This is a genomic window from Methylobacterium sp. Leaf125 (assembly GCF_001423085.1).
Taxonomy (GTDB): domain Bacteria; phylum Pseudomonadota; class Alphaproteobacteria; order Rhizobiales; family Beijerinckiaceae; genus Methylobacterium.
Window position 1 is genome coordinate 68,666 of sequence record NZ_LMNU01000048.1, and the last position, 22,509, is coordinate 91,174.

Consider the following 22,509-nt stretch of genomic DNA (forward strand, 5'->3'; position numbering starts at 1 on the left):
GCGCGCTCTTTCCCGGCAATGTCTATCAAATCATCCGATCAGCCGGTCTTATATTGCCTCCACTATCTCGGCGGCAGTGCCGGGACTTTCGCGACGGTCGCGCAACACCTTGCGGACGCGGTGTCCTGCGTCGCCCTCGACCTGCCGGGCTTCGGCGCGGACGGCGCCGGTTCAGGCCGGGATGTGGCCGCCATGGCGGACGGCGTGGCCGCCCGGATCCGCGCCGACGCGCCGGGCCGGTGGATGCTGGCCGGCAACAGCATGGGTGCCAAGGTCGCCCTCGTGGTCGCTCGCCAGGCGGAGGATGGTGCGCCGGGTCTCTACGGTCTGACCGGCCTCGTGCTCATGGCGGGTTCGCCGCCCTCCCCCGAGCCCATGGGCGAGGACAGGCGCGCCGCCATGATCGCCTGGATCGATGCCGATCCCGAAACCCGGCAGCGGGAGGCCGAGGCCTTCGTTGCCGCGAACATCGCCCGGCCCCTCGACCCGGACCGGATGGCACGGACGGTGGCGGATGTCCTGCGTGCCAGCCCCGACGCCTGGAAACGCTGGCTGACCGGGGGCAGCCGGGAAGACTGGTGCGCACGCATCGGCGTGCTGCGCAGCCCGGCGGTCCTCCTGGCGGGGGCTGAGGATGCCGATCTCGGCCCGGCGGCCCAGGCCGCGCTGACGGCGCCGCATCTCGCCCATCACCGCCTCGTGTCCCTGGCGGAGACGGGGCACCTCATCCCCCTGGAGCGCCCGGAGGCGGTGGCCGAGGCGGTGCGGAGCCTTGCGGCCGGAGCGGTCTCAGCCACAGCCGAGGCGCTCGCGCTCCCGGACGCCTACGCGGCCCTGATCCGATCCGATCGGGTCAATGCCCGCCTGCGCGCGGCCCTGCGGCAGCGTGCAGAGCCCGACGACCCGGCCTACCAGCCTCGGGCCCTCGATCCGGTCGGCCTCGCCATCCTGCGGGCCGCCTGCGCCCGGGTGCTGCCGCAGGAGAGCGGCGGGACCATCGACTTTGCCGCCCGCATCGATGCGCGGCTGGCGAGCGGAGCGGGGGATGGCTGGCGCTTCGCCCGGCTCCCCCCAGATCCGGAGGCCTACCGACGCGCCCTGAAGACCCTGGACGCTGCCGCCCGCGCCGCCCACGGCGCGCCCTTCGTTGCCCTCGAGGCCGAGGCGCAGGACGCGCTGCTGGGAAGCCTGGAGACCGGTGCGGTCTCCGGTGACCTCGACGCGGAGCAGATGGGCTGCTGGTTCGAGGACCTGCGCGCGGACGTGGCCCGCACCTATCTCGCCCACCCCGTCGCCCTGGCCCGCATGAACTTCAGCGGCATCGGCGCCGGCGGCGACACCGAACCCCTGCCCGGCTTCCACGAGGTCGGCATCGGCCAGCGCGAGGCCTGGGAACCGAACGCCCCCCTGGAGACTGTCCGATGAATCTCGATGCGATGCGTCGCCACGCAACCTCCGAGACCGTCGATGCGGTGGTGATCGGCACCGGCGCCGGCGGCGCGCCCCTGCTGGCGCGCCTCGCCCAGGCCGGCCTCTCCTGCGTGGCCCTGGAAGCGGGGCCGAACTTCGACCCGAAGGGATTCGCCTTCGACGAGACCCTGGCCGACGAGATCTACTGGACCGAGGAGCGGATCAGCGGGGGCTCGACGCCCGAGGCCTTCGGCGGCAACAACAGCGGCACCGGCGTCGGTGGCTCAACCCTGCACTGGGGCGCCTTCACGCCTCGGGCCGACGCCCGCGACCTGCGCCTCCAGACCGAGACCGGCGAGGGCGTCGACTGGCCCCTGGACTACGCCGAGCTGCTGCCGTTCTACGAGCGTGTCGAGGCCTTCATCGGCGTCTCCGGCCCCGCCGCCTATCCGTGGGACGCGTCGCGCGCCTATCCGCTCAGCCCCGTCGCCCGCAACGCCCCGGCCCAGGCGATGGCGAGCGCCTGTACGGCCCTTGGTGTGCGCTACGCCGATGCGCCGGCGGCCGTGGTTTCGCGCGCCTTCGCACAGGAGCACGGCCCGACCCGGCCCGGCTGCATCAATTGCGGCTACTGCCACCAGGGCTGCCGCACCGGCGCGAAAACCAGCATGGACGTGACCTACCTGCCGCTCGCCGTCCATTATGGCGCCGAGATTCGGGCCGAGGCGCGGGTCCACGGCATCGAGCGCGCCAAGGACGGCCGGGTGACGGCGGTGATCTACCGCCAGGGCGGCGTCGACCATCGTCAGCCCTGTCGCAACGTCTTCCTCTGCGCCGGCTCGGTGGAATCCGCGCGCCTCCTGCTGCATCTCGATTTGGCCAACGGCAGCGGACAGGTCGGGCGCAACTACATGGGCCACGTCGCCACCCAGGTCTGGGGCACCTTCGAGCCCGAGATGCGGATGAACAAGGGCTATCCGTCCTCGCTCATCACCGAGGACATGATCCGCCCGGCCGACGCGGACTTCGCTGGCGGTTACCTCGTGCAGAGCCTTGGCGTCGTGCCCCTCACCTTCGCCAATTCCGTGGCGCGGGGCCGCAAGCTCTGGGGACGCGCGCTGGCCGACCAGCTCGCCCGCTACAATCACATGGCCGGCATCGGCATCAACGGCGAGACGCTGCCCTGCGACGCCAACGTGCTGACCCTGTCCGACGAGGTCGATGCGCTGGGTATGCGCAAGGCCGCGATCAGCTTCGGCTACAGCCGGAACGAGGAGCGGCTCAACGCCCACGCGACCCGCTTCCTGAACCGCGTCTGGGAGGCGGCGGGGGCGACGGACCTCTGGACCCTGGAGCGCGTCGCGCACACTATCGGCACCTGCCGCATGGGCCGGGACGGCGACACGGCGGTCGTGGATCCCTTCGGCCGCACGTTCGAGGTCCCCAACCTCTGGGTCTGCGACGGCTCCACCTTCCCGAGCTCGCTCGCCGCCAACCCCGCGCTGACCATCATGGCCCTGAGCCTGCGCAGCGCCGAGGCGTTCCTGAAAGAGGGGCGCTAAGCGATCGGCATGCCTCGGCGGCGATGGTGCGAGGACACCGCCACGGCCACGAGCGTCGGGTTCATCAGTACATCGGCGTACCGCCCGTCACCGGCACCAGCGCGCCCGTCATGTAGCTGCCCTCGCGCGAGGCGAGGAGCACGTAGGCGGGGGCGAGTTCGGCCGGTTGACCGGCACGGCCGAGGGGCGTGTCGGCACCGAGGGACGCGATCTGCTCGGGGCTCTTCACGATGGGCTGAATCGGGGTCCAGACCGGGCCCGGAGCGACGCAGTTCACCCGGATGCCCTTGGGCGCCAGCAGGTTGGACAGGCCGATGGTCAGGCTCGCGATGGCGCCCTTGGTCGCGGCGTAGACCAGCATGGTCTTGTCGGCGACCTTGGCCTGCTGGCTCGTGGAGTTCACGATGGCCGAGCCCGGCTTCATGTGCGGCACGGCGGCCTGGGCGAGGTAGAGCATCGCGAAGACGTTCGCGCGGAACGATCCCTCGAGATCCTCCGGCGTCACGTCGTCAAGGTCCTCGTTGACCACCTGTGCGGCTGCGTTGTTCACGAGGATGTCGAGGCCGCCGAGTTCGGCGACGGTGCGGGCGACGAGGTCGCGGCAGTAGGCCGTGTCCCGCAGGTCGCCGGGCAGGAGCAGGACGCGCCGGCCCGCCCTGCGCACCCATTCGGCGGTGTCCTCGGCATCGGACTGCTCGACCGGCAGGTAAGCGATCGCCACGTCGGCGCCCTCGCGGGCATACGCGATGGCCACGGCCCGGCCGATGCCGGAATCGCCGCCGGTCACCAGGGCGACCCGGTCGGTCAGAAGTCCCTTTCCGACGTAGCTCGTCTCGCCGTGGTCGGGAGCCGGACGCATCCGCGAGGTCAGGCCCGGCCGCTCCTGCTGCTGGTCGCCGGGAAAGGGCGGCCGCGGGCCGGCGTCACGGGGATCGATGGTCATCGGCGTCTCGGCCTTCCAGGGCTGTCTTCCAGAGAAAGGGCCCGCCTGGCGGCGGGCCCCGGGACGATCAGGCGTCCGCGTCGTCGGCCTCGAGAATGGTCTCGAGGTCGCCCGTGAGGGCGTCGAGCTGGTCTGCGGTCGCCCGGATCTTGAACCGGGTACCGTCCTCCGCCTCGACCGCGATCTCCACGTGATCGTCAACGCGGGCGGCCAGGGCCTGCTTGAGGGTGTAGGTCGTCACGTCCGAGGTCTTATCCGTGGTCTTATCCGTGGTCTTGGCCATGCTGCCGTCTCCTGTCGTGGTCCCCGGCAACGCGGCAGGATGGGGGTCGGATCTGCGACCAATGCTCCCGCCGAATGCCGCAGCCTCACAGGCTGAGGCCCGACAGGGTGGCGGCAGCCTGGATGAGGGCGAGGTGGGTCAGGCCCTGGGGCAGGTTGCCGAGATAGGTGCCGCTGGCGGGGTCGGCCATCTCCGAGTAGGTGCCGGAATTCCTGTCGAGGGCCTTCACCAGGGCCTCGAACGCTGCTTGCGCCTCCGCCGTCTCCCCGAGCAGGGCCTTGGCCTCGACCAGCCAGAAAGTGCAGGCCAGGAAGCAGCCCTCCTCCACCTCGGCGCCGGTGTAACGGTAGTGGTAGGGGCCGCGTCCGAGCTCCCGGTCGATGGCCCGGCAGGTGGCTGCGAGCCGCTCGGGGTTGCCGAAGCGGAAGCGCACGGCCAGCGCCATCGAGGCGTCGAGCTTCTCCGTGCCCGGATACATGACGTAGGATTGCTGCGCCTCCGACCAGCAGTTCCCGTCGATCCACTCCGCCACGCGGTCGCGGGCCCGGGCCCAGCGCTCGCGGCAATTGCCCGGCAGGTGGCCGCCATCCGCGAGTTCCACCGCCCGGGCCAATGCCTGCCAGCAGCTGATCTTCGAGCCGGTGTAGTGTTCGGCCTCCGGCAACTCCCAGATGCCCGCATCCTTGAGCTTCCAGGATTCGGCGCATTGGTCGGCGAGCTGGGCGAGCAGCGCCCCGGTGCGCAGGTCGAGCATGTTCCCGTCGGCGACGAAGCGCTCGGCGGTCTCGAAGATGTCGCCGTAGATGCCGTGCTGGTGCTGGCTCGTGGCGGCGTTGCCGGTGCGCACAGGGCGCGAGCCGCGATAGCCCGGCAGGTCGATGTCCCGCTCGCCGGGTACGCAGCCGCCGTCGAGGGTGTAGAGCACCTGCGCCCCGTGCTCGCCGATGTGGCGCATCAGCCAGGACAGGGCCGCGTTGGCTTCGGCCTGGGCGCCCAAACGCAGGAAAGCCTTGATGACGTAGCCGGCATCGCGGATCCAGGCGTAGCGATAATCGTAGTTCTTGGAGCCGCCGATGCCCTCGGGCAGGGAGCTCGTGGCCGCCGCCGCGATGGCGCCGGTGGGCGAGTAGAGCAGCAGCTTCAGCGCCAGGGCGCTGCGCTCGACCTGCTCGGCATAGCGACCCCGATAGGCGAGACGCTCGGTCCAGTCGCGCCATTCCTGACAGGATACGTCGATGCGCCCGTCGATCTCGTCGATCGATGCCACCACCAGGGGCTGGTTCTCGGCCGCCACGATGGCGACGACCTCGCGCTGGCCCGCGCGCACCTCGACGAAGCCCGAGATGGCATGGTCGTTCTCCGTCTCGATCCGGATGCCGTCGCTGGTGCGGAACAGGCCCATCATGCCGGCCACGTGGAAGGCGGTGCCGTTGCTGTTGCCCGAGAGATAGGGCGCGGCCGTGTCGCCCCGCGTGCCGAAGACCAGAGAGACCCGGAAGCGCACGTGCCCCTCCAGGCCTTCGATCCGGCGAGCCAGTTCCGCCCAGGGCAGGCGCCCAGCCGGGCCGCTGTTCAGGCTCTCGGTCAGTCGCGCCCGCCCGGTCTTCGTGGTGAAGACGGTCTCGTGGACGTTGCTGCCGCCGCGATAGCCGATCTCGGCGGTGAAGGGCTCCTCCGGCGTGATCGCGAAGTAGCCGCCCTCCTCCGGGCTGAGCAGGCGGTCGAACAGCGGCGGTGAATCGAGATTGGGACAGCACCACCAGTCGATGGATCCGTCGGCGCCCGAGAGCGCGACCGAGCGACCCTCGCCGATGGCGGCGTAGCCCTCGATCGGGAGGAATCCGTCGGTGCGGGCGACGGCACCGCCCTCGCGGGGAAAAGGCTTCAGCACGGCGCGGGCGACCTCGGATGGTGAGCGGACGAGTCCGGCCGGGGCCGGGCGTGGCGCCACGGGCAATCCCTGCGCGTCGCCTCTGTCCGAACCGGGCCGACCGGGATCCTCCGCGGGGGTCTGCTCGAACCCGCGCGGCGCTCCGCCGTTCCGGCCCCGGCTTGCTTCACGTTGACACGGCGGCTCGAGGATTGAGGCCGGTCGTGTCCCTGAGGCCGCATGACCGTGTTCTCCCGCACCCCCAGAATGAACGCTCATTGACCAGTGAATGAACATTCAATACAACGATGGGGTCGGGTGGAGGATGCGATGCAGCGGACGCACGAAGATTTCCCGTTTCAGGCGCTGGTGGGCAAGGCGCGGGCGTTCGTCGCACCGGAGCACCTTCTGCTCGGGGCCGTGCTGGTGCTCGGCTGGGCCGCGCTCATCGCCTGGACCGGAAACGGCGCGGTGGGCTGGCAGGCTCGCCTCTGCGCCGATGCGGACGCCTCGGTCGCCGCCTGCCGGGTGGTCGCGCCCTCGGCGGACGGACGGGTCTCCTGACCATGGCCTCGCCGGTCGGCACCCTCATCGACGCCCGCGCCAGCCAGACCGCGCGCCGGGAACAGATCCTCGACGCCGCCTGCGCCTGCTTCGTGCGCAACGGGTTCCACCGCACCACGATGCAGGATCTCGCCCGCGAGGCCGGCATGACGGCGGGCAATTTCTACCACTACTTCCGCTCCAAGGAGGCGCTGGTCCTCGGCCTCGTCGAGCGCGAGCGCATCAGCGGCGCCCAGCTGGTGACGCGTCTCCAGCAGGAGGGCGACCGGCGCAGCGCGCTGTTCGGCGTGCTCGGGCAGTATTTCGGCGCCCTGACCCGGGAGGCGGCGGTGCTGCGCCTGGAAATCTGGTCCGAGGGCACCCGCAACCCGGCCATCGCCGCCCTGACGGCGGAGACCGAGGCGGAAGCCCGGGCCTGGTTCGAGGAGACCTTCGCCGACCTCGCCACCGCGCCGGACTGCGATCCCGTCGCCCTCTACGCCCTGCTCGCGCCCCAGCTGAAGGGGATCGTCCTGAGCCGGGCCATCCTGCCCGATTTCGACACGAGTCTCGCCGTGGCGCAGCTCCAGGCCCTGATCGAGGCCGGGCTCGCCGGCCGTGCCCCCCTTCCCGTCACGGAACCCCGCCCATGACCGTCGCCCGCCTCGGTCTCGCCCTGCTCGCCTGGGCGCTACCCGCGTCAGCAGCCCTCGCCGGCCCGGCCCAGCCGCCGGCCGCCTCCGCTCAGCCGAGCAAGGCCAGCCTCGTGCCGACGATCAGCGTGGTCGAAGCCAAGCGGCGCGAGATCGTCGAGTCGGTGGTCGTCACCGGTACCCTGGTCCCGCGTGACGAGATCCTGGTGACGCCCGAGATCGAGGGCTACCGGGTCACCGAGGTGCTGGTGGAGGAAGGCGCCCGGGTGGCCCGCGGCCAAGTGCTCGCCCGCCTCTCGCGCGACCTCATCGACCGCCAGCTCGCCCAGCAGGCGGCCCTGGTGGAGAAGGCCGAGGCCGCCGTGCCCCAGGCCCAGAGCAGCATTGAGCAGGCGGAGGCCGCCGAGACCGAGGCGCGCCTCGCCTTCGAACGCGCCCAGCAGCTCCTGAAGACCGGCAACGCCACCGCGGCCGTGATGGAGGGCCGCACCGCTGCCTTGCGCCAGGCCGAGGGCAAGCGCGCCTTCGCCCGCAACGGCCTGCGCATCGCCCGGGCGGACCTCGCCCAGGCCCGGGCCGTGCTGGAGGAACTGAACCTGCGCTTGGCCCGCACCGAGATCCGCGCGCCGGAGGCCGGCATCGTCAGCCGCCGCAGCGCCCGCGTCGGCCTCGCCGCCTCCGCCTCCGCCGAGCCCCTGTTCCGCCTGATCGCCCGGGGCGAGATCGAGCTCGAGGGCGAGGTCATCGAGACCAAGCTGCCGCAGCTCCGTGACAACGCCCCGGCCTGGATCGACCTCGGCGACGGCACCCGTATCCCCGGCAGCGTCCGCACCGTCTACCCGGAGGTCGACAAGGCGACGCGGCTCGGCAAGGTCCGCATCCGCCTGGAGCCGGACCCGCGCCTGCGCATCGGCACCTTCGCGCGCGGCGCCGTCGAGCTCGCCCGCACCCGCGGCGTAACCGTGCCGCAGGCGTCCGTGCTCTACGGCGGGGGCAAGCGCAGCTCTGTCCTCGTGGTCGCGGACGACGTGGTCAAGGCCCGCGAGGTCCGCACCGGCCTGTCCGACGACGACGACATCGAGATCCGTGCCGGACTCGCCGACGGCGAGCGCGTGGTGGCCCGCGCCGGCAGCTTCCTGCGGGACGGCGACCGGGTCCGCCCGGTGGCGCTGGCCGTACCCGAGCCTGCCGTCGCCGCCGCCCCCTCCCCGCGCGAGACCGCCGAGGCGGGGACGCCCTGACCGGGTGCCTCCTCGTCTCCCGATACGAAACCCCCATCGAGTCGCCGCATGCGCCTGAACATCTCCGCCTGGGCGATCCGCCACCCGATCGCGCCGCTCGTGCTGTTCCTGGTGCTGATCGTGCTCGGCCTCGTCAGCTTCCGCAGCCTCGCGGTGACGCGGATGCCCAATGTCGACGTGCCGATCGTCTCGGTGACGATCACGCAGTCGGGCGCCGCACCCTCCGAGCTGCAGACCCAGGTGACGAAGTGGGTCGAGGATTCGATCGCGGGCGTGCGCGGGGTCAAGCACATCACCTCGGCCATCACGGAGGGCTCCTCGGTCACCACTGTGGAGTTCCGCCTCGAGGTGAACACCGACCGGGCCGTCAACGACGTCAAGGACGCGGTCTCGAAGATCCGCATCAACCTGCCCCGCACCATCGACGAGCCGGTGATCCAGCGCGTCGAGATCACCGGCCTGCCGATCCTGATATACGGCGTGAAGTCGCCCGGGATGACGCCGGCTGAGCTGTCCTGGTTCGTGGAAGACAAGGTCGCCCGCTCGCTCCAGGGCGTGAAGGGCGTCGGCGGCGTCGAGCGCGTCGGCGGCGTCGCCCGAGAGATGCGCGTCACCCTGCTCCCCGACCGCCTGCTGGCGCTGGGCATCACGGCGGCCGACGTGAACCGTCAGCTGCGCCTGACCTCTGCCGACATGGCGGGCGGGCGCGGCGAGGTCGGCGGGCGCGAGCAGTCGATCCGGACGCTCGCCGCCTCGCGCTCGCTGCGCGACCTCAAGGCGACCTCCATCGTGCTTCCGGGCGGCCGCAAGGTCCGCCTCGACGAACTGGCGACGCTGGAGGATTCCATCGAGGAGCCGCGCACCTTCGCGCGCTTCAACGGCGAGCCGGTGGTCGCCTTCGCGGTCTCCCGGGGCTCGGGTGCCAGCGACGCCGAGGTCGCGGCCGGCGTCGAGAAGCGCATCGCCGAGTTCAAGACCGCCTATCCCGACATCCAGTTCGCGACCATCGACTCCTCGGTGGCCGCCACCATCGGCTCCTACGATTCGGCGATGCACACCCTGATCGAGGGGGCGGCGCTCGCCGTGCTCGTGGTCTTTCTGTTCCTGCGCGACTGGCGCGCGACGCTGATCGCCGCCATCGCCCTGCCGCTCTCGGTCTTCCCGACCTTCTGGGCGATGGACGCCATGGGCTTCACCCTCAACGGGATCAGCCTGCTCGCCATCACCCTGGTCACCGGCATCCTCGTCGACGACGCCATCGTGGAAATCGAGAACATCGTCCGGCACATGCGGCTCGGTAAATCGCCCTACCGCGCCGCCATCGAGGGCGCCGACGAGATCGGGCTCGCCGTCATCGCCATCACGGCGACCCTGATCGCGGTGTTCGCGCCCGTTTCCTTCATGGGCGGCATCGCGGGCCGCTACTTCATGCAGTTCGGACTCACCATCGCAGTCTCGGTGTTCATGTCGCTCCTCGTGGCGCGCCTCATCACCCCGATGCTGGCGGCCTACTTCCTGCGCGACCACGGCCATGCCGAAGAGCGCGAGGGACCGGTGATGCGCGCCTACGGCCGCCTCGTCGGCTGGTCGGTGCGCCACCGCGTCATCACGCTGATCGTCGGCCTCGCGCTGTTCGCCGGCTCCCTGGCCTCCACCGGCCTGCTGCCTTCGGGGTTCGTGCCGAAGCAGGACAATGCCCGCACCCTGTTCATGGTCGAGCTCGCGCCTGGCGCCCGCCTGCCCGACACCGTCGCGGTCTCGGACCGGGTGGTGGCCCGCATCCGGGCCCTGCCCGAGGTGGTCTCGGTCTTCGTCGACGGTGGCCGCCAGGCCGGCGGCAAGAAGGAGACCCGGCTGGCCACCCTCATCGTCAACCTGACGCCGAAGAACCAGCGCGCCCGCAAGCAGGCCGCCATCGAGACCGAGATCGCCGGCCTGCTCGCCCAGGAACCCGACATCCGCTCCTGGACCCTGCGCGACGGCGGCCAGCGCGACCTCGCCCTCGTGGTCGGCGGCCCCGATGCCGCGGTGGTCGCGGAGGTCGCCGCCCGGCTCCAGCGCGACATGGCGGCGATCCCCCACCTCGTCTCGGTGATGTCGACGGCCCCCCTCAACCGCACCGAGGTCCGCATCCGGCCTAAAGAGGGGGCGGCCGCCGATCTGGGCGTCTCCACCGACGCCATCGCCGAGACCGTGCGGGTCGGCACCATCGGCGACATCGGCCTGAATCTGGCGAAATTCAACGCGCCCGACCGCCAGGTCCCGATCCGGGTGCAGCTTCCCGAGAGCGCCCGCGGCGCGGTCTCGCGCCTGGAGAACCTCAAGGTGCCGGCCAAGAACGGCGCCGCCGTGCCCCTCGCGGCCGTCGCCGACATCGAACTCGACCAGGGCCCCGGCGCCATCGAGCGCTACGACCGCGTCGTGCGCGTGGCCGTGGAGGCCAACATGGAGGGCTCCGACGCGCTCGGCTCCCTGATCGCCCAGGCGCTGGAGACGCCCACGGCCAAGACCCTGCCGCCGGGCGTCACCATCCGTCAGACGGGCGACGCCGAGATCATGGGCGAGGTGTTTTCCGGCTTCCTCATGGCGATGGGCGCCGGGATCATGATGGTCTACGCCGTGCTGGTGCTGCTTTTCGGCTCGTTCCTGCAGCCGCTGACCATCCTGTTCTCGCTGCCGCTCTCCATCGGCGGCGCGATCCTCGGCCTCCTGATCCTGAACATGCCGATCTCGATGCCCGTGGTGATCGGCATCCTGATGCTGATGGGGCTGGTGACGAAGAACGCCATCATGCTGGTGGATTTCGCCGTGGAGGAGATGGCCCGCGGCGTCGACCGGGTCACTGCCATCGTGGATGCGGGCCGCAAGCGCGCCCGCCCCATCGTGATGACGACCATCGCCATGGCGGCCGGCATGGTGCCCTCCGCCATGGCGCTCGGCATCGGCGGCGAGTTCCGCGCGCCCATGGCGGTGGCGGTGATCTCGGGCCTGATCGTCTCGACCCTGCTCTCGCTGGTCTTCGTGCCGGCGGTGTTCCTGCTGATGGACAGCCTCAGCGCCGTCCTCGGTCGGGTCCTGGGTCGCTTCGTCGGCGCGACGGACGAGGCGCCTCTCCCCGTCCCGCACGCCTGAGGTCGGACGGAGCGCCCCCGACCAGGCGGCGCTCCGACGGACGGTCAGTCGATCCGGTCGCTGCGGCGCAGCTGGGCCGGCAGGGCGAACAGGCTGATGGCGGCGGCCGTGAGGCACAGGCCGGCGATCACCCAGATGGCCGGGGTGGTCGATCCGGTGAGATCCTTCACCCAGCCCACCATCACCGGGCTGACGATGCCGCCGAACTGCCCGAGGGTGTTGATGAGGGCGATGCCGCCGGCGGCGCCGACGCCGGTGACGAGCTTCGGCGGCAAGGTCCAGAAAGTCGGGATCGAGGCGACGATCCCGGTGCCGACGAGGCAGAGGGCCAGCATCAGCGGCACGATCTGCCGGTCGAACAGGCCGGCGCCGAAGAAGCCGAGAGCCGCCGCGATGGCGAGGCCGGCGACGAATTTCGGCCGGTTGCCGGAGGCGTCGGACAGCCGCCCGATCACCACCATGCTGATCGCCCCGCAGATGTAGGGCAGCGCCGCCAGGAGCCCGACCGTGCCGGTGCTGGCGCCGCTCGCGGTGCGGATCAGGTCCGGTCCCCAGAAATTCAGGCCGTAGGAGCCGATCTGAAGCAGGAAGTAGATCAGCCCGACCTTGAGGAAGCCGGGGCTGCGGATGGCGCCCAGGAGCGAGTGGTCGCCGATGCCGCGGTTGGCCTCGGCGATGTGGCTCGCCACCAGGGTCTTCTCGGAGTCGGTCAGCCAGCGGGCATCGCTGACGCGGTCGTCGAAGCGGCTCATCACCAGGGCGCCGAGGAGCAGGCAGGGCAGGCCGCCGGCGAGGAACAGCCACTGCCATCCGGCGAGGCCCGCGACGCCGTTGAGCGAGGTCAGGATCAGGCCCGAGAACGGGGCGCCGAAGATGCCCGAGAAGGCCGAAGCCACGAACAGCATCGAGGTGATGCGCCCCCGCCGCGAGGCCGGGAACCACAGGGTCAGGTAGTAGAGGATGCCGGGGGCGAAGCCCGCCTCCATGGCGCCGATGAGGAAGCGCAGAGCGTAGAAGTGCCACTCCTGGGTGATGAACACCATGGCGGCGGTGGCGAGCCCCCAGGAGATCATGATCCGGGCGATCCAGCGCCTGGCGCCGACCCGGTACAGGATCAGGTTCGAGGGCACCTCGAAGATGACGTAGCCGACCACGAACAGGCTCGCGCCGAGGCCGTAGGCGGTGTTGCTGAAACCGAGGTCGCTCTGGAGCTGGAACTTGGCGAAGCTGATGTTGATGCGGTCGAAGAAGGCGAACAGGTAGCAGACCATGATCAGCGGCATCAGCCGCCAGGCGATCTTGCGGTAGGTGGCGGCTTCGCTGGTCTCTGCGGGCACGCCGAGGGCGGCCGGGGCGGCGAGGGTCATGGTGTCTCTCCCTGGAGGCGTCTCGATGGCGCGCCGCCCTTATCCGGGCGGTCTTGCATGTTCGGTAGTCTCGTGTTCGGCGTTCTTGCGTTCGGGCAGTCTCTTGGTTCGGCTCGTGGTGCAGGTTCGGCTCGTCATGCGCCGAACCCCAGCGTCAGGCCGCGATCCCGGGCGGCGGCGGGTGGAGGTCGCCGGGGCGCCCGGCCTGGGCCACCTGCCCCGGCACGGGATGGCCCACGAGGGCCGGCAGCCCGCGCGACAGGGTGATCAGTCCGTCGAGGTCGAGGCCGGTGGGAATGCCCATCTCGTGAGCCATGCTCACGAGGTCCTCGGTACAGATGTTGCCGGTGGCGCCCGGGGCGAAGGGGCAACCGCCGAGGCCACCGAGGGCCGCATCGAAGCGCCGGGCGCCGGCCGCCCGCGCCGCCAGCACGTTGGCGAGGCCGAGGCCGCGGGTGTTGTGGAAGTGGAGCGTCAGCGCCTCCACCGGGACGAGCCGGAGGGCCCGGGCCACGAGGTCGCCGACCTGGCGCGGGTTCGCCATGCCGGTGGTGTCGGCCAGCGTGATGCCGTCGATCCCGAGGGCGCGGTAGCGCTCGACGAGGCCGAGGACCCGCTCCGGCGGCTGGGCGCCCTCGAAGGGGCAGCCGAAGGCGGTGGCCACCGTCGCGTTGAGTCGCACCCCGCCGCCGCGGGCCGCTGCGACGATGCGCGCGAAGCCGTCGAGGGAGGCCTCGCGGGTCAGGCCCATGTTGGCGCGGTTGTGGGTCTCGCTCGCCGACATGACGAGGTTGAGCTCGTCGGCGCGCGCCGCGAGTGCCCGCTCGGCGCCCTTCAGGTTCGGCACCAGGGCGACGTAGAGCGTGCCCGGGCGCCGGGTGATCCGGGCCAGCACCTCGGCGGCGTCGCGCAGGGCCGGGACGGCCCTGGGTGAGACGAACGAGGTCGCCTCGATCCGGCTAAAGCCCGTCGCCGAGAGGGCGTCGATCAGCGCGACCTTGTCGGCTGTGTCGACGAAGGCCGGCTCGATCTGCAGGCCGTCGCGGGGCGCAACCTCCTGGACGATCAGGGGCGTCTCGTCGCCCGTGCTGCCAGTCTCGCCGCCGCTCATGCCACCGCTCCCGTGGTCCGCAGGGCCGCGATCGCCGCGGCGTCGTAGCCGAGATCCGCCAGCACCGCGTCGGTATGGGCCCCGAGGGCCGGGCCGGACCAGCGCACCGCCCCGGGGGTCTCGGAGAGCTTGGGCACGATGCCCGGCATCTTCACCGCCGTGCCGCCGGGCAGCTCGGTCGGGAGGATCATGTCGCGGGCCTGGTAGTGCGGGTCGGCGACGATGTCGGCCACCGAGTAGATCCGCCCGGCGGGGACCTGCGCCGCCTCCAGGGTTGCCAGCGCCTCCGCGATGCTGCGCGAGCCCGACCAATCGGCGATGGCCGCGTCGAGCATCGCCGCCTGGGCCGAGCGGCCGTCGTTGCTGCGCAGGGCCGGGTCGTCGGCGAGGTCGGGCCGGCCGATCGCCTGCATCAGGCGCCGGAAGATCGGGTCGCTGTTCCCCGCGATGACGACGTAGCCGCCATCCTGGGTCGGGTAGGTGTTCGAGGGCGTGATGCCCGGCAGGGCGCCGCCCGTCCGGGTGCGGACCTCGCCGAGGAGGTCGTATTCGGGGACGAGGCTCTCCATCACGTTGAACACGCTCTCCACCAGCGAGACGTCGATGACCTGACCCTTGCCGCCGGCGGTCTTGACGTGGAGGAGCGACATCAGCGCCCCGATGACCCCGTGCAGGGAGGCCAGGGTGTCGCCGATGCTGACGCCGACGCGGGCCGGCGGGCTGTCCGGATGACCGGTGGTGAAGCGCAGGCCGCCCATGGCCTCGCCGATGGCGCCGAAGCCCGGCCGGTCGCGATAGGGTCCGGTCTGGCCGTAGCCGGAGATCCGGACCATGACGAGGTTGGGATTGAGGACGGAGAGGTCGGCCCAGCCGAGCCCGAGCTTCTCCAGGCCGCCGGGGCGGAAATTCTCGATGACCACGTCGGCGCTGGTGGCCAGGGCGCGCACCACCGCGACGCCTTCCGGCGACTTCAGGTCGACGGCGATCGACTTCTTGTTGCGGGACTGGAGGTACCACCAGAGGGAGGTGCCCTCGTGCAGCTTGCGCCACTTGCGCAGGGGATCGCCCTCCCCCGGCGCCTCGACCTTGATCACCTCGGCGCCGAACTCCGCCATCAGGCGGGCGGCGAAGGGGGCGGCGATGAGCTGTCCGAGTTCGAGAACGCGGATTCCGGCGAGCGGTCCGGCCATGAACGATTCCTCCGGGGGTCTGTCGGCGATGGTCTTCTGGGATCGTCTTCTTGTCACATCGATAGCTGCGCAGGGCCGGGGAAGGCCAACCGTCTTTCGGCGACGACCGTTCGCGTTCGGAGAACGCATCGAGGCTCAGGCGACGTCCGCGGTCAGGCTGGCGACGAGCAGGCTCGCCGCTGGCGACAGAGTGCCGGGGCGGCTGACGATGCGCAATTCGCGCTGGGCCCAGGGGTCGGTGAGCGGAATCGCGGCGAGGTCCATGGCGCGTCCCAGGAGGGCGAAGACCCCGAGGGGCACCACGCCGAGCCCCATATCGGCCTGGGCCATGCGCAGGACCGCGTCGAAGCCGGGAACATGGACGCGCAGGCGTAAGGGGCGGCCGATGCTCTGGGCCTCGCCGCGCACGCTGGCATAGATCGAGCTCTCGGCGTGGAGCCCGACGAAGTCGTGGTCGAGGGTGTCCCGGAAGGCGAGTGCGGGTCGGTCCGCCAGGGGGTGGTCGTGTCGCATGACCACGACAAGGCTGTCCCGGCGGTAGAGCACGCTGGTCAGGTCGCGGGCCGGGATGCTGCCGGCGCAGATGCCGAGCTCGGCCAGGCCCGCCTCGACGCCCGCGACCACGCCGCCGCTCGGGCGCTCCTCCAGGCTGATCTTGATGGCCTCCTGGCGCGCCAGGAAGGCGCGCAGGTCCTCGGGCAGGAACTGCACGATGGCCGACAGGTTGGCGAACATCCGCACGATGCCCCGGACGCCCTTGGCGTGCTCGGCAAGCTCCGCCACGATCTGCTCGACGTCGTGCAGCATGCGCCGGGCGTGATGCAGCAGGGTCTCCCCGGCCGGGGTCATCACCATGCCCCGCGCCTGGCGCGTCATCAGCTGGACGCCGAGGCTCTGCTCCAGCTCGACCAGGCGCTTGCTGACGGCGGAGGGGGCGATCGCCGCCCGCCGGGCCGCCTGGGTTAGGGTGCCGTCCTCGCACATCGCCACGAACAGGCGCAGCGTCGTCGGATCGAGGCGCCGCAGGAGCGTCGGGGCCAGCATGTCCATTCCTCTCACCGACCCCCACCGGCGCGGACCGCACCCGGGGCTCCGGTGAGACTACAGTGCCGGACGGCCCGGCGGACCAGCCCGGCGGTGGCTGATCGGCGCGAAGGGCGATCCTCAGCGCTGGGGTAGCAAGCCACGTCCGTGTTCGAATGCCCGGAGAGCCGGCCCTCGGGGGCGATGGTTCGGCCTCCGCTCGGCGCGGACGGTGACGGGTTCGGGAGCGCCGGCGCGACCACGATCACCCGACTCCCGTCGGAGGCTGGCGCGGGCGACGGGGTTCTGCCAATCCGGGCGCTGCCGAGAGCCCCGATCCGAGGCTCCGTTCCGGGACGCCCATGAATCTCTGGCTGCGCCTCCTCTGGCTCATCGCGACCGCGTGGCGGCGACCGAAGCTCGCCCTGCCCTTCGGGGTCTCGCGCCTCGGCTTCCGGGTCTGGCCCCACGACCTCGACACGTCGCTGCACTTGAACAACGGGCGCTACTGGACCCTGATGGATCTCGGCCGCACCGACCTCATGCTCGGCTCCGGCCTGTGGCGCGCGGTAATGCGCCAGCGCTGGACCCCGGTGGTCAGCGCCGGCCAGATCCGCTTTCGCCGCGAACTCCGGCCGTTCCAGACTTTCGACCTGGAGACCCGTCTGGCGCATTGGGACGAGACCCGCTTCGTCATCGAGCACCGGATGGTGGTCCGGGAGACTGGCACGGTCGCGGCCATCGCGCTGGTTCAGGCCGGGCTCTATGACCGCCGGCGGCGCAGCTACGTGCCGATGCGAACCCTGCTCGCGGCGATCGGCATCGCGGCCGAAGCGCCGCCGATGTCGGACGCGGTCGAAGCCTTCCTCGCCGCGGAGCGCGCCCTTCGCGACACGACGGCCCCGGCCTGAGGGACCGCTGCGACGCGGCCCCTTCCCAAGCACCCAGCGTTCGCTGGGGTCGCCTGCGGAGCCTAGAGGGTCCCGGCGCCGCCCCGGCCCCACCGCATCCGATCGCACTCGTCGAACGCCTTACGGGGCACAGAGTGGCCCGGGAGAGGCGAAGGCACCATTGGGGCCGGCGTGAGCGCGCCATCACAGGCCGTGCGATGCGTCAGGGTCGCGGCGATCTACCGAAGGTCAGGATTTCGGGGAACACTTCGCATTCTCTGCAACTGCCCAAGCATCCTGGTCTGGATGATGACGATATCGAGAAGCGGACCCAGCCAAAACCGTTAAAAATCGGCTTATTCGAGCCTCCGGCCGATCGGAGGAGGTCATACTTTTTGACTATATATTTTAGATGATCGCTATGATTTAATATCAAATGTTGATCATCGGTGACGACTTCAGAGGGGCATGTGTTCAGGTCTTTTCTCCGCAAGTTCGAACCACGTTTCAGTCTTTCGGATGCGGATCGGGACGCCCTCGAGCAGGCCAACGTCCACGGCCGGTTCGTTGGTCCCCGGACGGATATCGTCTCGGAGGGCGACGTTCCGGATCACCTTCACATCATCCGCAGCGGACTGGCCTGCCGCTGCAAGTTTTTGCCGGACGGGACACGGGTCATCCTCGCCTTCCTCATTCCGGGGGATGTCTGCGACCTCAACGTGCCGGTCATCGGTGCGCTCGACCATTCCATCGCGACGCTCACCCTGTGCGAGGTGGCGCGCGTCCCGCACGACGTTCTGGGCCGGCTCACAGCCAGCTATCCGTCGCTGGATCATGTCCTTCGCTGCGCCGCGCTGGTCGACGAGGCGATCCTGCGCGAGTGGTTGCTCGTCGTGGGGCATCGCCCGGCCGACAGGCGGCTCGCGCATGTCTTCTGTGAATTTCTGGTGCGCTTCCAGTCCGTCGGGTTGGCAACCGCCAACCGGTACGAGCTTCCCCTCACGCAGGTCGACCTGAGCGATGCGCTCGGCCTATCGCCCGTTCACGTGAACAGGACGCTCGGAAGCCTGAAGCGCCGGAGACTGGTCACCCTCGAAGGCAAGCAGGTGGCTATCCCCGATGTCGAAGCGCTCAAGGACTTCGCGATGTTCGACCCGGCCTACCTGCACCTCGCGCCCGAGACGAATGCTCCGCGCGTGGCGTAGGCGGCCAGCCCCAAGGCCGCGGGCGTTCGCAGGCACGACGCCACCATCCGCACCAAGCTGGAGTGGCCCAGATACCAGCGGTAGCGGCTACCATCCGGAACAGCTCGCCGGCCATGATCCGACGGCTCTCGCCTGCTTTGCGAGAGACCAATGCCGCTCACCCGCGTGCTGAACCCGATCTGCGCCCGGTGATCGCGGGCTCGCGCGAAGCCGCCCTTCATGCCAAGCGCATTTTGCCCGAGATCGCGAGCCACGAAGGTCGGGCGGATGGACCTTGCCAAGCCTTCGCGGTGCTGGTGACGGACGAGAAGAAGGACCATCCGGTCTACTCGGCCGCCCTGTGTGGCATCGAACCCTGGTTGCTAGCTGATCACGGGCCGCGTGCGCCGATCAGAACCACCCGCCACACCGGGGGAGGCCCGGACTCCGCGCCGGCGCGCGCCTGCAGGAGCGTGCTTGCCAGCGCGAGATTGCCGGAGAGATCCTGCGGCAAAGCGACTGGCCGAGACCGAGGGTCGGGTTGGCCCCGACCGGCTGGCGTCCGGTGCCGGTCCGGGCGGTTTCGCGAAACGCTGCGCCAGGGACGGGCCGTCCCGGATCAGGTGATGTAGCGGTCGGTGGCGTAGAAGCCGGGGTTGGAGCGGACGAAGTCGATCATCCGGCAGAGTCCGTCATCGATCGACATCCGCGGCGTCCAACCCATGGCCCGGCGTGCCAGGCTGTTGTCGGAGATCAGCTTGAGCACTTCACTCTGCTCCGGCCGCATCCGCTGCGCCTCGGTGACGATCGGCTTGTCGACGCCCATCAGTTCGAGGATGCGGTGGGCGAACCAGCCGACCGAGTAGGTCTCGCCCGTGCCGAGATTGATCGTCATCCCGTCGATGCCCGGCTGCGAGCCGGCTGCGAGGAAGCCCGCCACCGTGTCGGAGACGTAGGTCATGTCGCGCTCCGGTGTCAGGGAGCCGAGGCGGATCTCGTCCCGGGCGAAGGCCTGCGAGATGATGGTCGGGATGAAGGCGCGGGCACTCTGGCGCGGGCCGTAGGTGTTGAAGGGCCGCAGGGTCACCACCGGCAGCTCGAACGAGCGGCCATAGCTCTCGGCGAGCTTGTCGGCGGCGATCTTGGAGGCGGAATAGGGAGACTGCCCCTGGAGTGGGTGGGTCTCGTCGATCGGCGTGCGCAGGGCCGTCCCGTAGACCTCCGAGGTGCTCGTATGGACGATACGCCCCACGGCGCTGCGGCGCCCGGCCTGGAGTACGTTCAGGGTTCCCTCGATGTTGGCGCGGACGTAGCTGCGGGGCGCCTCGTAGGAATAAGGGATCGCGATCAAGGCGCCGAGGTGCAGCACGACGTCCATCCCCTCAAGGGTCTGGTAGATGAAGTCGCTGTCCTCGATATTGCCGAAGGCCACCGTGATCGCCGCCCGGACCTCAGGGTCGAGGAAGTCGAGGTTGCCGACCCGAGCGCCGGAATTGTAGCGCACGATCGCGGTGACCTCGGCTCCGGCCCGCGCCAGGGCGTCCACGAGGTGGCTGCCGATGAATCCGCCGGCGCCGGTCACCGCAACCCGCTTACCCTGCCATGCTGTTCCGTCCATCTCATGCTCCCCAACGGCTTTTCCGAAGCACAGTTTCCGGTAATTCAGCGCAAGTCCGGGATTTCTGCAATAGACACAAAAGTATTATGAAGATTTCACTGAGTTTCCGGGCGTTGGCCGGAGGATGGCGAGCGCTCAGCACTGGCGCGCGGCTCGCGCAGGACCCGGTCGAGCAGGATCTGAGCGACGTAAGGGCGGTGGCCGAGGTCGCGCTCACAGGTGTAGATCTTGGCGATGGTCGCGCTGTCCTCGGCGTCCCAGTAATCCAGGCTGAGGATCGGCACCGGTGGTTCCGCCTCGGTGAGGGGGCGCAGGGCCTGTCGGTGCGGGTCGAGCTCGCTGGGCTCGGTCCAGCGGTAGCCGTTCGCCGGGGCGTCGTAGGTCGTCAGCAGGCTCTCGGCGACGACCCCGTCGACCTGCCCGATGAGNTCGAGCTCGCTGGGCTCGGTCCAGCGGTAGCCGTTCGCCGGGGCGTCGTAGGTCGTCAGCAGGCTCTCGGCGACGACCCCGTCGACCTGCCCGATGAGTTCGGGCAGCAGGGCGTAGCCGCGGTTCATCAGCAGCATCCGGTCGGGATGGCGTCGGCGGATGGTTCGCACGAGGTCGATGGCGGCCAGGCGCATGCCGGCATAGCGCTCCGGGTCGGTTTGCTCGAGATGGGGCGGCGTATCGAGGGTGTCGAAGAACAGCCCGGAGAACCCGCGCTCCAGCAGGGCTGGAACCGCGACGTCCAGGATCAGGGTCCGCCAGGCGGGCCGGCGCACGTCGCACAGCACGGTGTCGGGCCAGTTCGGGTTGTCTCCGATGAAGAGATCCGGGTCGTCTCGTGCGCTTGATCTCGCCGAGGCTGAGATAGCCCAGCACCTCGGTCCCGCGATCTCGCATCGGCGTCAGGGGGCCCTTGAAGCCCGGATCGAGCACGACGAGGTCGAAGCCCTCGAACGCGGCCGGCTCCAGGTCTTCGCCGTAGAACAGCGTCCAGGCCAGATGGGGGTAGCGGAGCCGGTCGCGCGCGCGCGCTGGCCGGTCGAGGAGGAGGCCGGCGGCCCCCAGGCCGGCGAGGAGCCGCAGGACGCTTCGGCGCAGGATGCTTCGGCGCAGGAGTCTGGGGCGCAGGATACCGGGGCGCACGCGACTGGGGCGCCCGGCATTGTCGCGACCGTCGGCGGGATCACGCATCGCTCGACCTTCTGAGGCGGAAGTAGCGGCGAACCGGCCGGGCCCGTGCCTCGGCCGACCGCAGGGAGGTGTTGTTGGTGACGAAGGCATGGAAATGCAGCCAGGGCAGCTCGTGCGCGAGGAGCATCACCGCGAGGAGGAACGTGAGGGCCGAGGCGAACAGGTTGCCGTAGCCGAAGAACGGAAATCCGAGGGGCAGGAGGGCGGCGGTCAGCGTTCCGTTCAGGATGCAATACGTCGCCGAGACCGCGAGGGCGTGGCGGCGCAGGTCGAAGTAGAGCAGGAAGATGAAGCAGAAGGAGGCGCTGGTCTGGAACACCATCCCGACCAGGGCCGCCCGCAGGATGCCCATCTGGCTCGCCCGCAACCCGAGGGGCTCGATCGCCACGTAGGAGACCAGGATGGCRATGAGGGCGACGGCCGCGAGGGCGATGAACAACCCGAACAGCTTGGCCATCACGAAGCGTGACAGGCGGGCCTGCATCCGCGCGAGGTCGCGGCGGCTGACCCCGTGGGCAAGGCTGCCGTAGAAGGCCCGGCTCAGGCGGAAGAAGTTGGTCTCCACGTGGACGAAGAACACCGCCAGGATGGGGATCGACGCGAGCTGCGCCCAGAACATCGGCGTGTCGTAGTTCGGCATGGTCCGGAAGGCGCCGCCCACCGTGGASACGCCGACGGGCGCGGCGACCCACATGATCAGCTTGTCGACCCAGAGKCCGAKGGCGCARGTGAGTCCGATCAGCGGCAGATCCCAATGCGTCCGCAGGGTCCGCGCCAGCGCGGCATCGGGCACGAGCGCCATCCCGTAATCCTGCAGCAGGCGCCGCGCCAGGACGAGGTCGATGATGGTCAGCCCGATGTTGAAGGCCGTGAGGAGCCGCAGCGGCTCGCTGCTCGGGGCGATCGCGATGAGCGCCACCATGACGGCCGCACCGGCACCGGCACCGAAGGCCACGGCGACGATGACATGGCTCCGGATCGCGCCCATGAAGGGGATGAGCAGCCAGGCCGCGCCCATCAGCAGCAGGTTCTGCAAGCCAGCCACCGTATCCGGGCCGGGTAGGTCCGCGGCGAACAGGTAGAGCGGGCCGGCGACGAGGAAAGCCACGGTGGCGAAGAGGCCTTGCGCGACCACGAACGCGTAGGTGACGCTCGTGTCGCGCTTCAGCCAGACCTGATCCGAGACGAAACGCGTGCCGACGAAGGCGATCGGACCGGTGAGAATCGCCGAGATCAGGGCGTTGTAGATGATGACCGAGCGGAAGAGCGGAAGTCGTAGACGTAGGCTCCGGCGGTGCTGGTCAGGGAGC

At 70.3% G+C, this 22,509-nt stretch carries 19 protein-coding genes; 9 read left to right on the top strand and 10 right to left on the bottom strand.

Features of this window, described 5'->3' with window-relative positions; all coding sequences use genetic code 11:
* Positions 1 to 18: 18 nt before the first annotated feature.
* Both ASF58_RS23285 and ASF58_RS23290 read left to right on the top strand, forming a co-directional pair.
* Positions 19 to 1,425: an alpha/beta fold hydrolase gene (locus ASF58_RS23285; protein WP_055958373.1), complete on the top strand. Its 1,407-nt coding sequence runs from the start codon at positions 19 to 21 to the stop codon at positions 1,423 to 1,425.
* Positions 1,422 to 2,972 carry a GMC family oxidoreductase gene (locus ASF58_RS23290; RefSeq protein ID WP_055958376.1) on the top strand — a complete coding sequence of 517 codons (1,551 nt, stop codon included), beginning with the start codon at positions 1,422 to 1,424 and terminating at the stop codon, positions 2,970 to 2,972. Before ASF58_RS23285 ends, ASF58_RS23290 begins: the two co-directional genes overlap by 4 nt.
* A 64-nt stretch (positions 2,973 to 3,036) precedes the next feature.
* On the opposite strand, the gene ASF58_RS23295 is transcribed toward ASF58_RS23290, so the two are convergent.
* The 3 genes from ASF58_RS23295 to ASF58_RS23305 all read right to left on the bottom strand — a co-directional run bounded on the left by ASF58_RS23295 (position 3,037) and on the right by ASF58_RS23305 (position 6,149).
* A complete protein-coding gene (locus ASF58_RS23295; protein ID WP_055958380.1) occupies positions 3,037 to 3,915 on the bottom strand; it encodes an SDR family oxidoreductase in 879 nt (292 codons plus the stop codon).
* A 67-nt stretch (positions 3,916 to 3,982) separates the two neighbouring features.
* Positions 3,983 to 4,198 (bottom strand): hypothetical protein, encoded by a 216-nt coding sequence (locus tag ASF58_RS23300; protein ID WP_055958383.1) that lies wholly within the window; start codon positions 4,196 to 4,198, stop codon positions 3,983 to 3,985.
* Positions 4,199 to 4,283: 85 nt separating this feature from the next.
* Complete coding sequence (locus tag ASF58_RS23305) at positions 4,284 to 6,149, bottom strand: glycoside hydrolase family 15 protein (RefSeq protein WP_244477463.1); 1,866 nt, start codon at positions 6,147 to 6,149, stop codon at positions 4,284 to 4,286.
* A 249-nt stretch (positions 6,150 to 6,398) separates the two neighbouring features.
* Here ASF58_RS23305 and ASF58_RS23310 point away from each other — a divergent pair, with 249 nt between their 5' ends.
* The 4 genes from ASF58_RS23310 to ASF58_RS23325 are packed head-to-tail and all read left to right on the top strand — an operon-like array spanning position 6,399 to position 11,637.
* Positions 6,399 to 6,632, top strand: a complete 234-nt coding sequence (locus ASF58_RS23310; protein ID WP_156375854.1) for a hypothetical protein — start codon at positions 6,399 to 6,401, stop codon at positions 6,630 to 6,632.
* A 2-nt stretch (positions 6,633 to 6,634) separates the two neighbouring features.
* Complete coding sequence (locus ASF58_RS23315; RefSeq protein WP_055958392.1) at positions 6,635 to 7,264, top strand: TetR/AcrR family transcriptional regulator; 630 nt, start codon at positions 6,635 to 6,637, stop codon at positions 7,262 to 7,264.
* Positions 7,261 to 8,505, top strand: coding sequence for an efflux RND transporter periplasmic adaptor subunit (locus tag ASF58_RS23320; RefSeq protein WP_055958395.1), 1,245 nt, complete (start codon positions 7,261 to 7,263; stop codon positions 8,503 to 8,505). Before ASF58_RS23315 ends, ASF58_RS23320 begins: the two co-directional genes overlap by 4 nt.
* A 48-nt stretch (positions 8,506 to 8,553) precedes the next feature.
* Entirely contained in the window at positions 8,554 to 11,637 is a 3,084-nt protein-coding gene (locus ASF58_RS23325) for an efflux RND transporter permease subunit (protein ID WP_055958398.1), read from the top strand.
* Positions 11,638 to 11,681: 44 nt separating this feature from the next.
* On the opposite strand, the gene ASF58_RS23330 is transcribed toward ASF58_RS23325, so the two are convergent.
* The 4 genes from ASF58_RS23330 to ASF58_RS23345 form a co-directional block, all read right to left on the bottom strand.
* Positions 11,682 to 13,004, bottom strand: coding sequence for an MFS transporter (locus tag ASF58_RS23330; protein ID WP_055958401.1), 1,323 nt, complete (start codon positions 13,002 to 13,004; stop codon positions 11,682 to 11,684).
* 154 nt (positions 13,005 to 13,158) lie between these two features.
* Positions 13,159 to 14,115 (bottom strand): hydroxymethylglutaryl-CoA lyase, encoded by a 957-nt coding sequence (locus ASF58_RS23335; RefSeq protein WP_055958403.1) that lies wholly within the window; start codon positions 14,113 to 14,115, stop codon positions 13,159 to 13,161.
* Positions 14,112 to 15,305: a CaiB/BaiF CoA-transferase family protein gene (locus tag ASF58_RS23340; RefSeq protein ID WP_055958406.1), complete on the bottom strand. Its 1,194-nt coding sequence runs from the start codon at positions 15,303 to 15,305 to the stop codon at positions 14,112 to 14,114. The genes ASF58_RS23335 and ASF58_RS23340 overlap by 4 nt, the downstream gene beginning before the upstream one ends.
* Positions 15,306 to 15,440: 135 nt before the next feature.
* Entirely contained in the window at positions 15,441 to 16,349 is a 909-nt protein-coding gene (locus tag ASF58_RS23345) for a LysR substrate-binding domain-containing protein (RefSeq protein WP_055958755.1), read from the bottom strand.
* A gap of 341 nt (positions 16,350 to 16,690) precedes the next feature.
* On the opposite strand from ASF58_RS23345, the gene ASF58_RS23350 reads away from it, so the two are divergent.
* Both ASF58_RS23350 and ASF58_RS23355 read left to right on the top strand, forming a co-directional pair.
* Positions 16,691 to 17,239 carry a thioesterase family protein gene (locus tag ASF58_RS23350; protein WP_055958409.1) on the top strand — a complete coding sequence of 183 codons (549 nt, stop codon included), beginning with the start codon at positions 16,691 to 16,693 and terminating at the stop codon, positions 17,237 to 17,239.
* A 428-nt stretch (positions 17,240 to 17,667) separates the two neighbouring features.
* Positions 17,668 to 18,423, top strand: coding sequence for a Crp/Fnr family transcriptional regulator (locus ASF58_RS23355; RefSeq protein WP_156375855.1), 756 nt, complete (start codon positions 17,668 to 17,670; stop codon positions 18,421 to 18,423).
* 598 nt (positions 18,424 to 19,021) lie between these two features.
* Here ASF58_RS23355 and ASF58_RS23360 read toward each other — a convergent pair.
* Positions 19,022 to 20,020, bottom strand: coding sequence for a GDP-mannose 4,6-dehydratase (locus tag ASF58_RS23360; protein WP_082513279.1), 999 nt, complete (start codon positions 20,018 to 20,020; stop codon positions 19,022 to 19,024).
* A gap of 95 nt (positions 20,021 to 20,115) precedes the next feature.
* A partial coding sequence (locus tag ASF58_RS27350) for a hypothetical protein (protein WP_244477464.1) occupies positions 20,116 to 20,448 on the bottom strand: 333 nt, incomplete at its 5' end.
* Positions 20,449 to 20,824: 376 nt separating this feature from the next.
* On the opposite strand from ASF58_RS27350, the gene ASF58_RS23370 reads away from it, so the two are divergent.
* Positions 20,825 to 21,214: a hypothetical protein gene (locus tag ASF58_RS23370; protein ID WP_156375856.1), complete on the top strand. Its 390-nt coding sequence runs from the start codon at positions 20,825 to 20,827 to the stop codon at positions 21,212 to 21,214.
* Here ASF58_RS23370 and pelG read toward each other — a convergent pair.
* Positions 21,192 to 22,451, bottom strand: a complete 1,260-nt coding sequence (gene pelG / locus ASF58_RS23375; protein WP_244477478.1) for an exopolysaccharide Pel transporter PelG — start codon at positions 22,449 to 22,451, stop codon at positions 21,192 to 21,194. The two genes, ASF58_RS23370 and pelG, sit on opposite strands and share 23 nt — an antisense overlap.
* Between the last annotated feature and the right edge of the window lie 58 nt (positions 22,452 to 22,509).

Coding starts and splice junctions, on each gene's coding strand:
- ASF58_RS23300 (WP_055958383.1), bottom strand. CDS start 4,198: ATGGCCAAGACCACGGATAAGACCACGGATAAGACCTCGGACGTGACG.
- ASF58_RS23335 (WP_055958403.1), bottom strand. CDS start 14,115: ATGAGCGGCGGCGAGACTGGCAGCACGGGCGACGAGACGCCCCTGATC.
- ASF58_RS23350 (WP_055958409.1), top strand. CDS start 16,691: ATGAATCTCTGGCTGCGCCTCCTCTGGCTCATCGCGACCGCGTGGCGG.
- ASF58_RS23325 (WP_055958398.1), top strand. CDS start 8,554: ATGCGCCTGAACATCTCCGCCTGGGCGATCCGCCACCCGATCGCGCCG.
- ASF58_RS23310 (WP_156375854.1), top strand. CDS start 6,399: ATGCAGCGGACGCACGAAGATTTCCCGTTTCAGGCGCTGGTGGGCAAG.
- ASF58_RS23320 (WP_055958395.1), top strand. CDS start 7,261: ATGACCGTCGCCCGCCTCGGTCTCGCCCTGCTCGCCTGGGCGCTACCC.
- ASF58_RS23290 (WP_055958376.1), top strand. CDS start 1,422: ATGAATCTCGATGCGATGCGTCGCCACGCAACCTCCGAGACCGTCGAT.
- ASF58_RS23370 (WP_156375856.1), top strand. CDS start 20,825: ATGAAGAGATCCGGGTCGTCTCGTGCGCTTGATCTCGCCGAGGCTGAG.
- ASF58_RS23285 (WP_055958373.1), top strand. CDS start 19: ATGTCTATCAAATCATCCGATCAGCCGGTCTTATATTGCCTCCACTAT.
- ASF58_RS23360 (WP_082513279.1), bottom strand. CDS start 20,020: ATGGACGGAACAGCATGGCAGGGTAAGCGGGTTGCGGTGACCGGCGCC.
- ASF58_RS23330 (WP_055958401.1), bottom strand. CDS start 13,004: ATGACCCTCGCCGCCCCGGCCGCCCTCGGCGTGCCCGCAGAGACCAGC.
- ASF58_RS23315 (WP_055958392.1), top strand. CDS start 6,635: ATGGCCTCGCCGGTCGGCACCCTCATCGACGCCCGCGCCAGCCAGACC.
- ASF58_RS23345 (WP_055958755.1), bottom strand. CDS start 16,349: ATGCTGGCCCCGACGCTCCTGCGGCGCCTCGATCCGACGACGCTGCGC.
- ASF58_RS23340 (WP_055958406.1), bottom strand. CDS start 15,305: ATGGCCGGACCGCTCGCCGGAATCCGCGTTCTCGAACTCGGACAGCTC.
- ASF58_RS23295 (WP_055958380.1), bottom strand. CDS start 3,915: ATGACCATCGATCCCCGTGACGCCGGCCCGCGGCCGCCCTTTCCCGGC.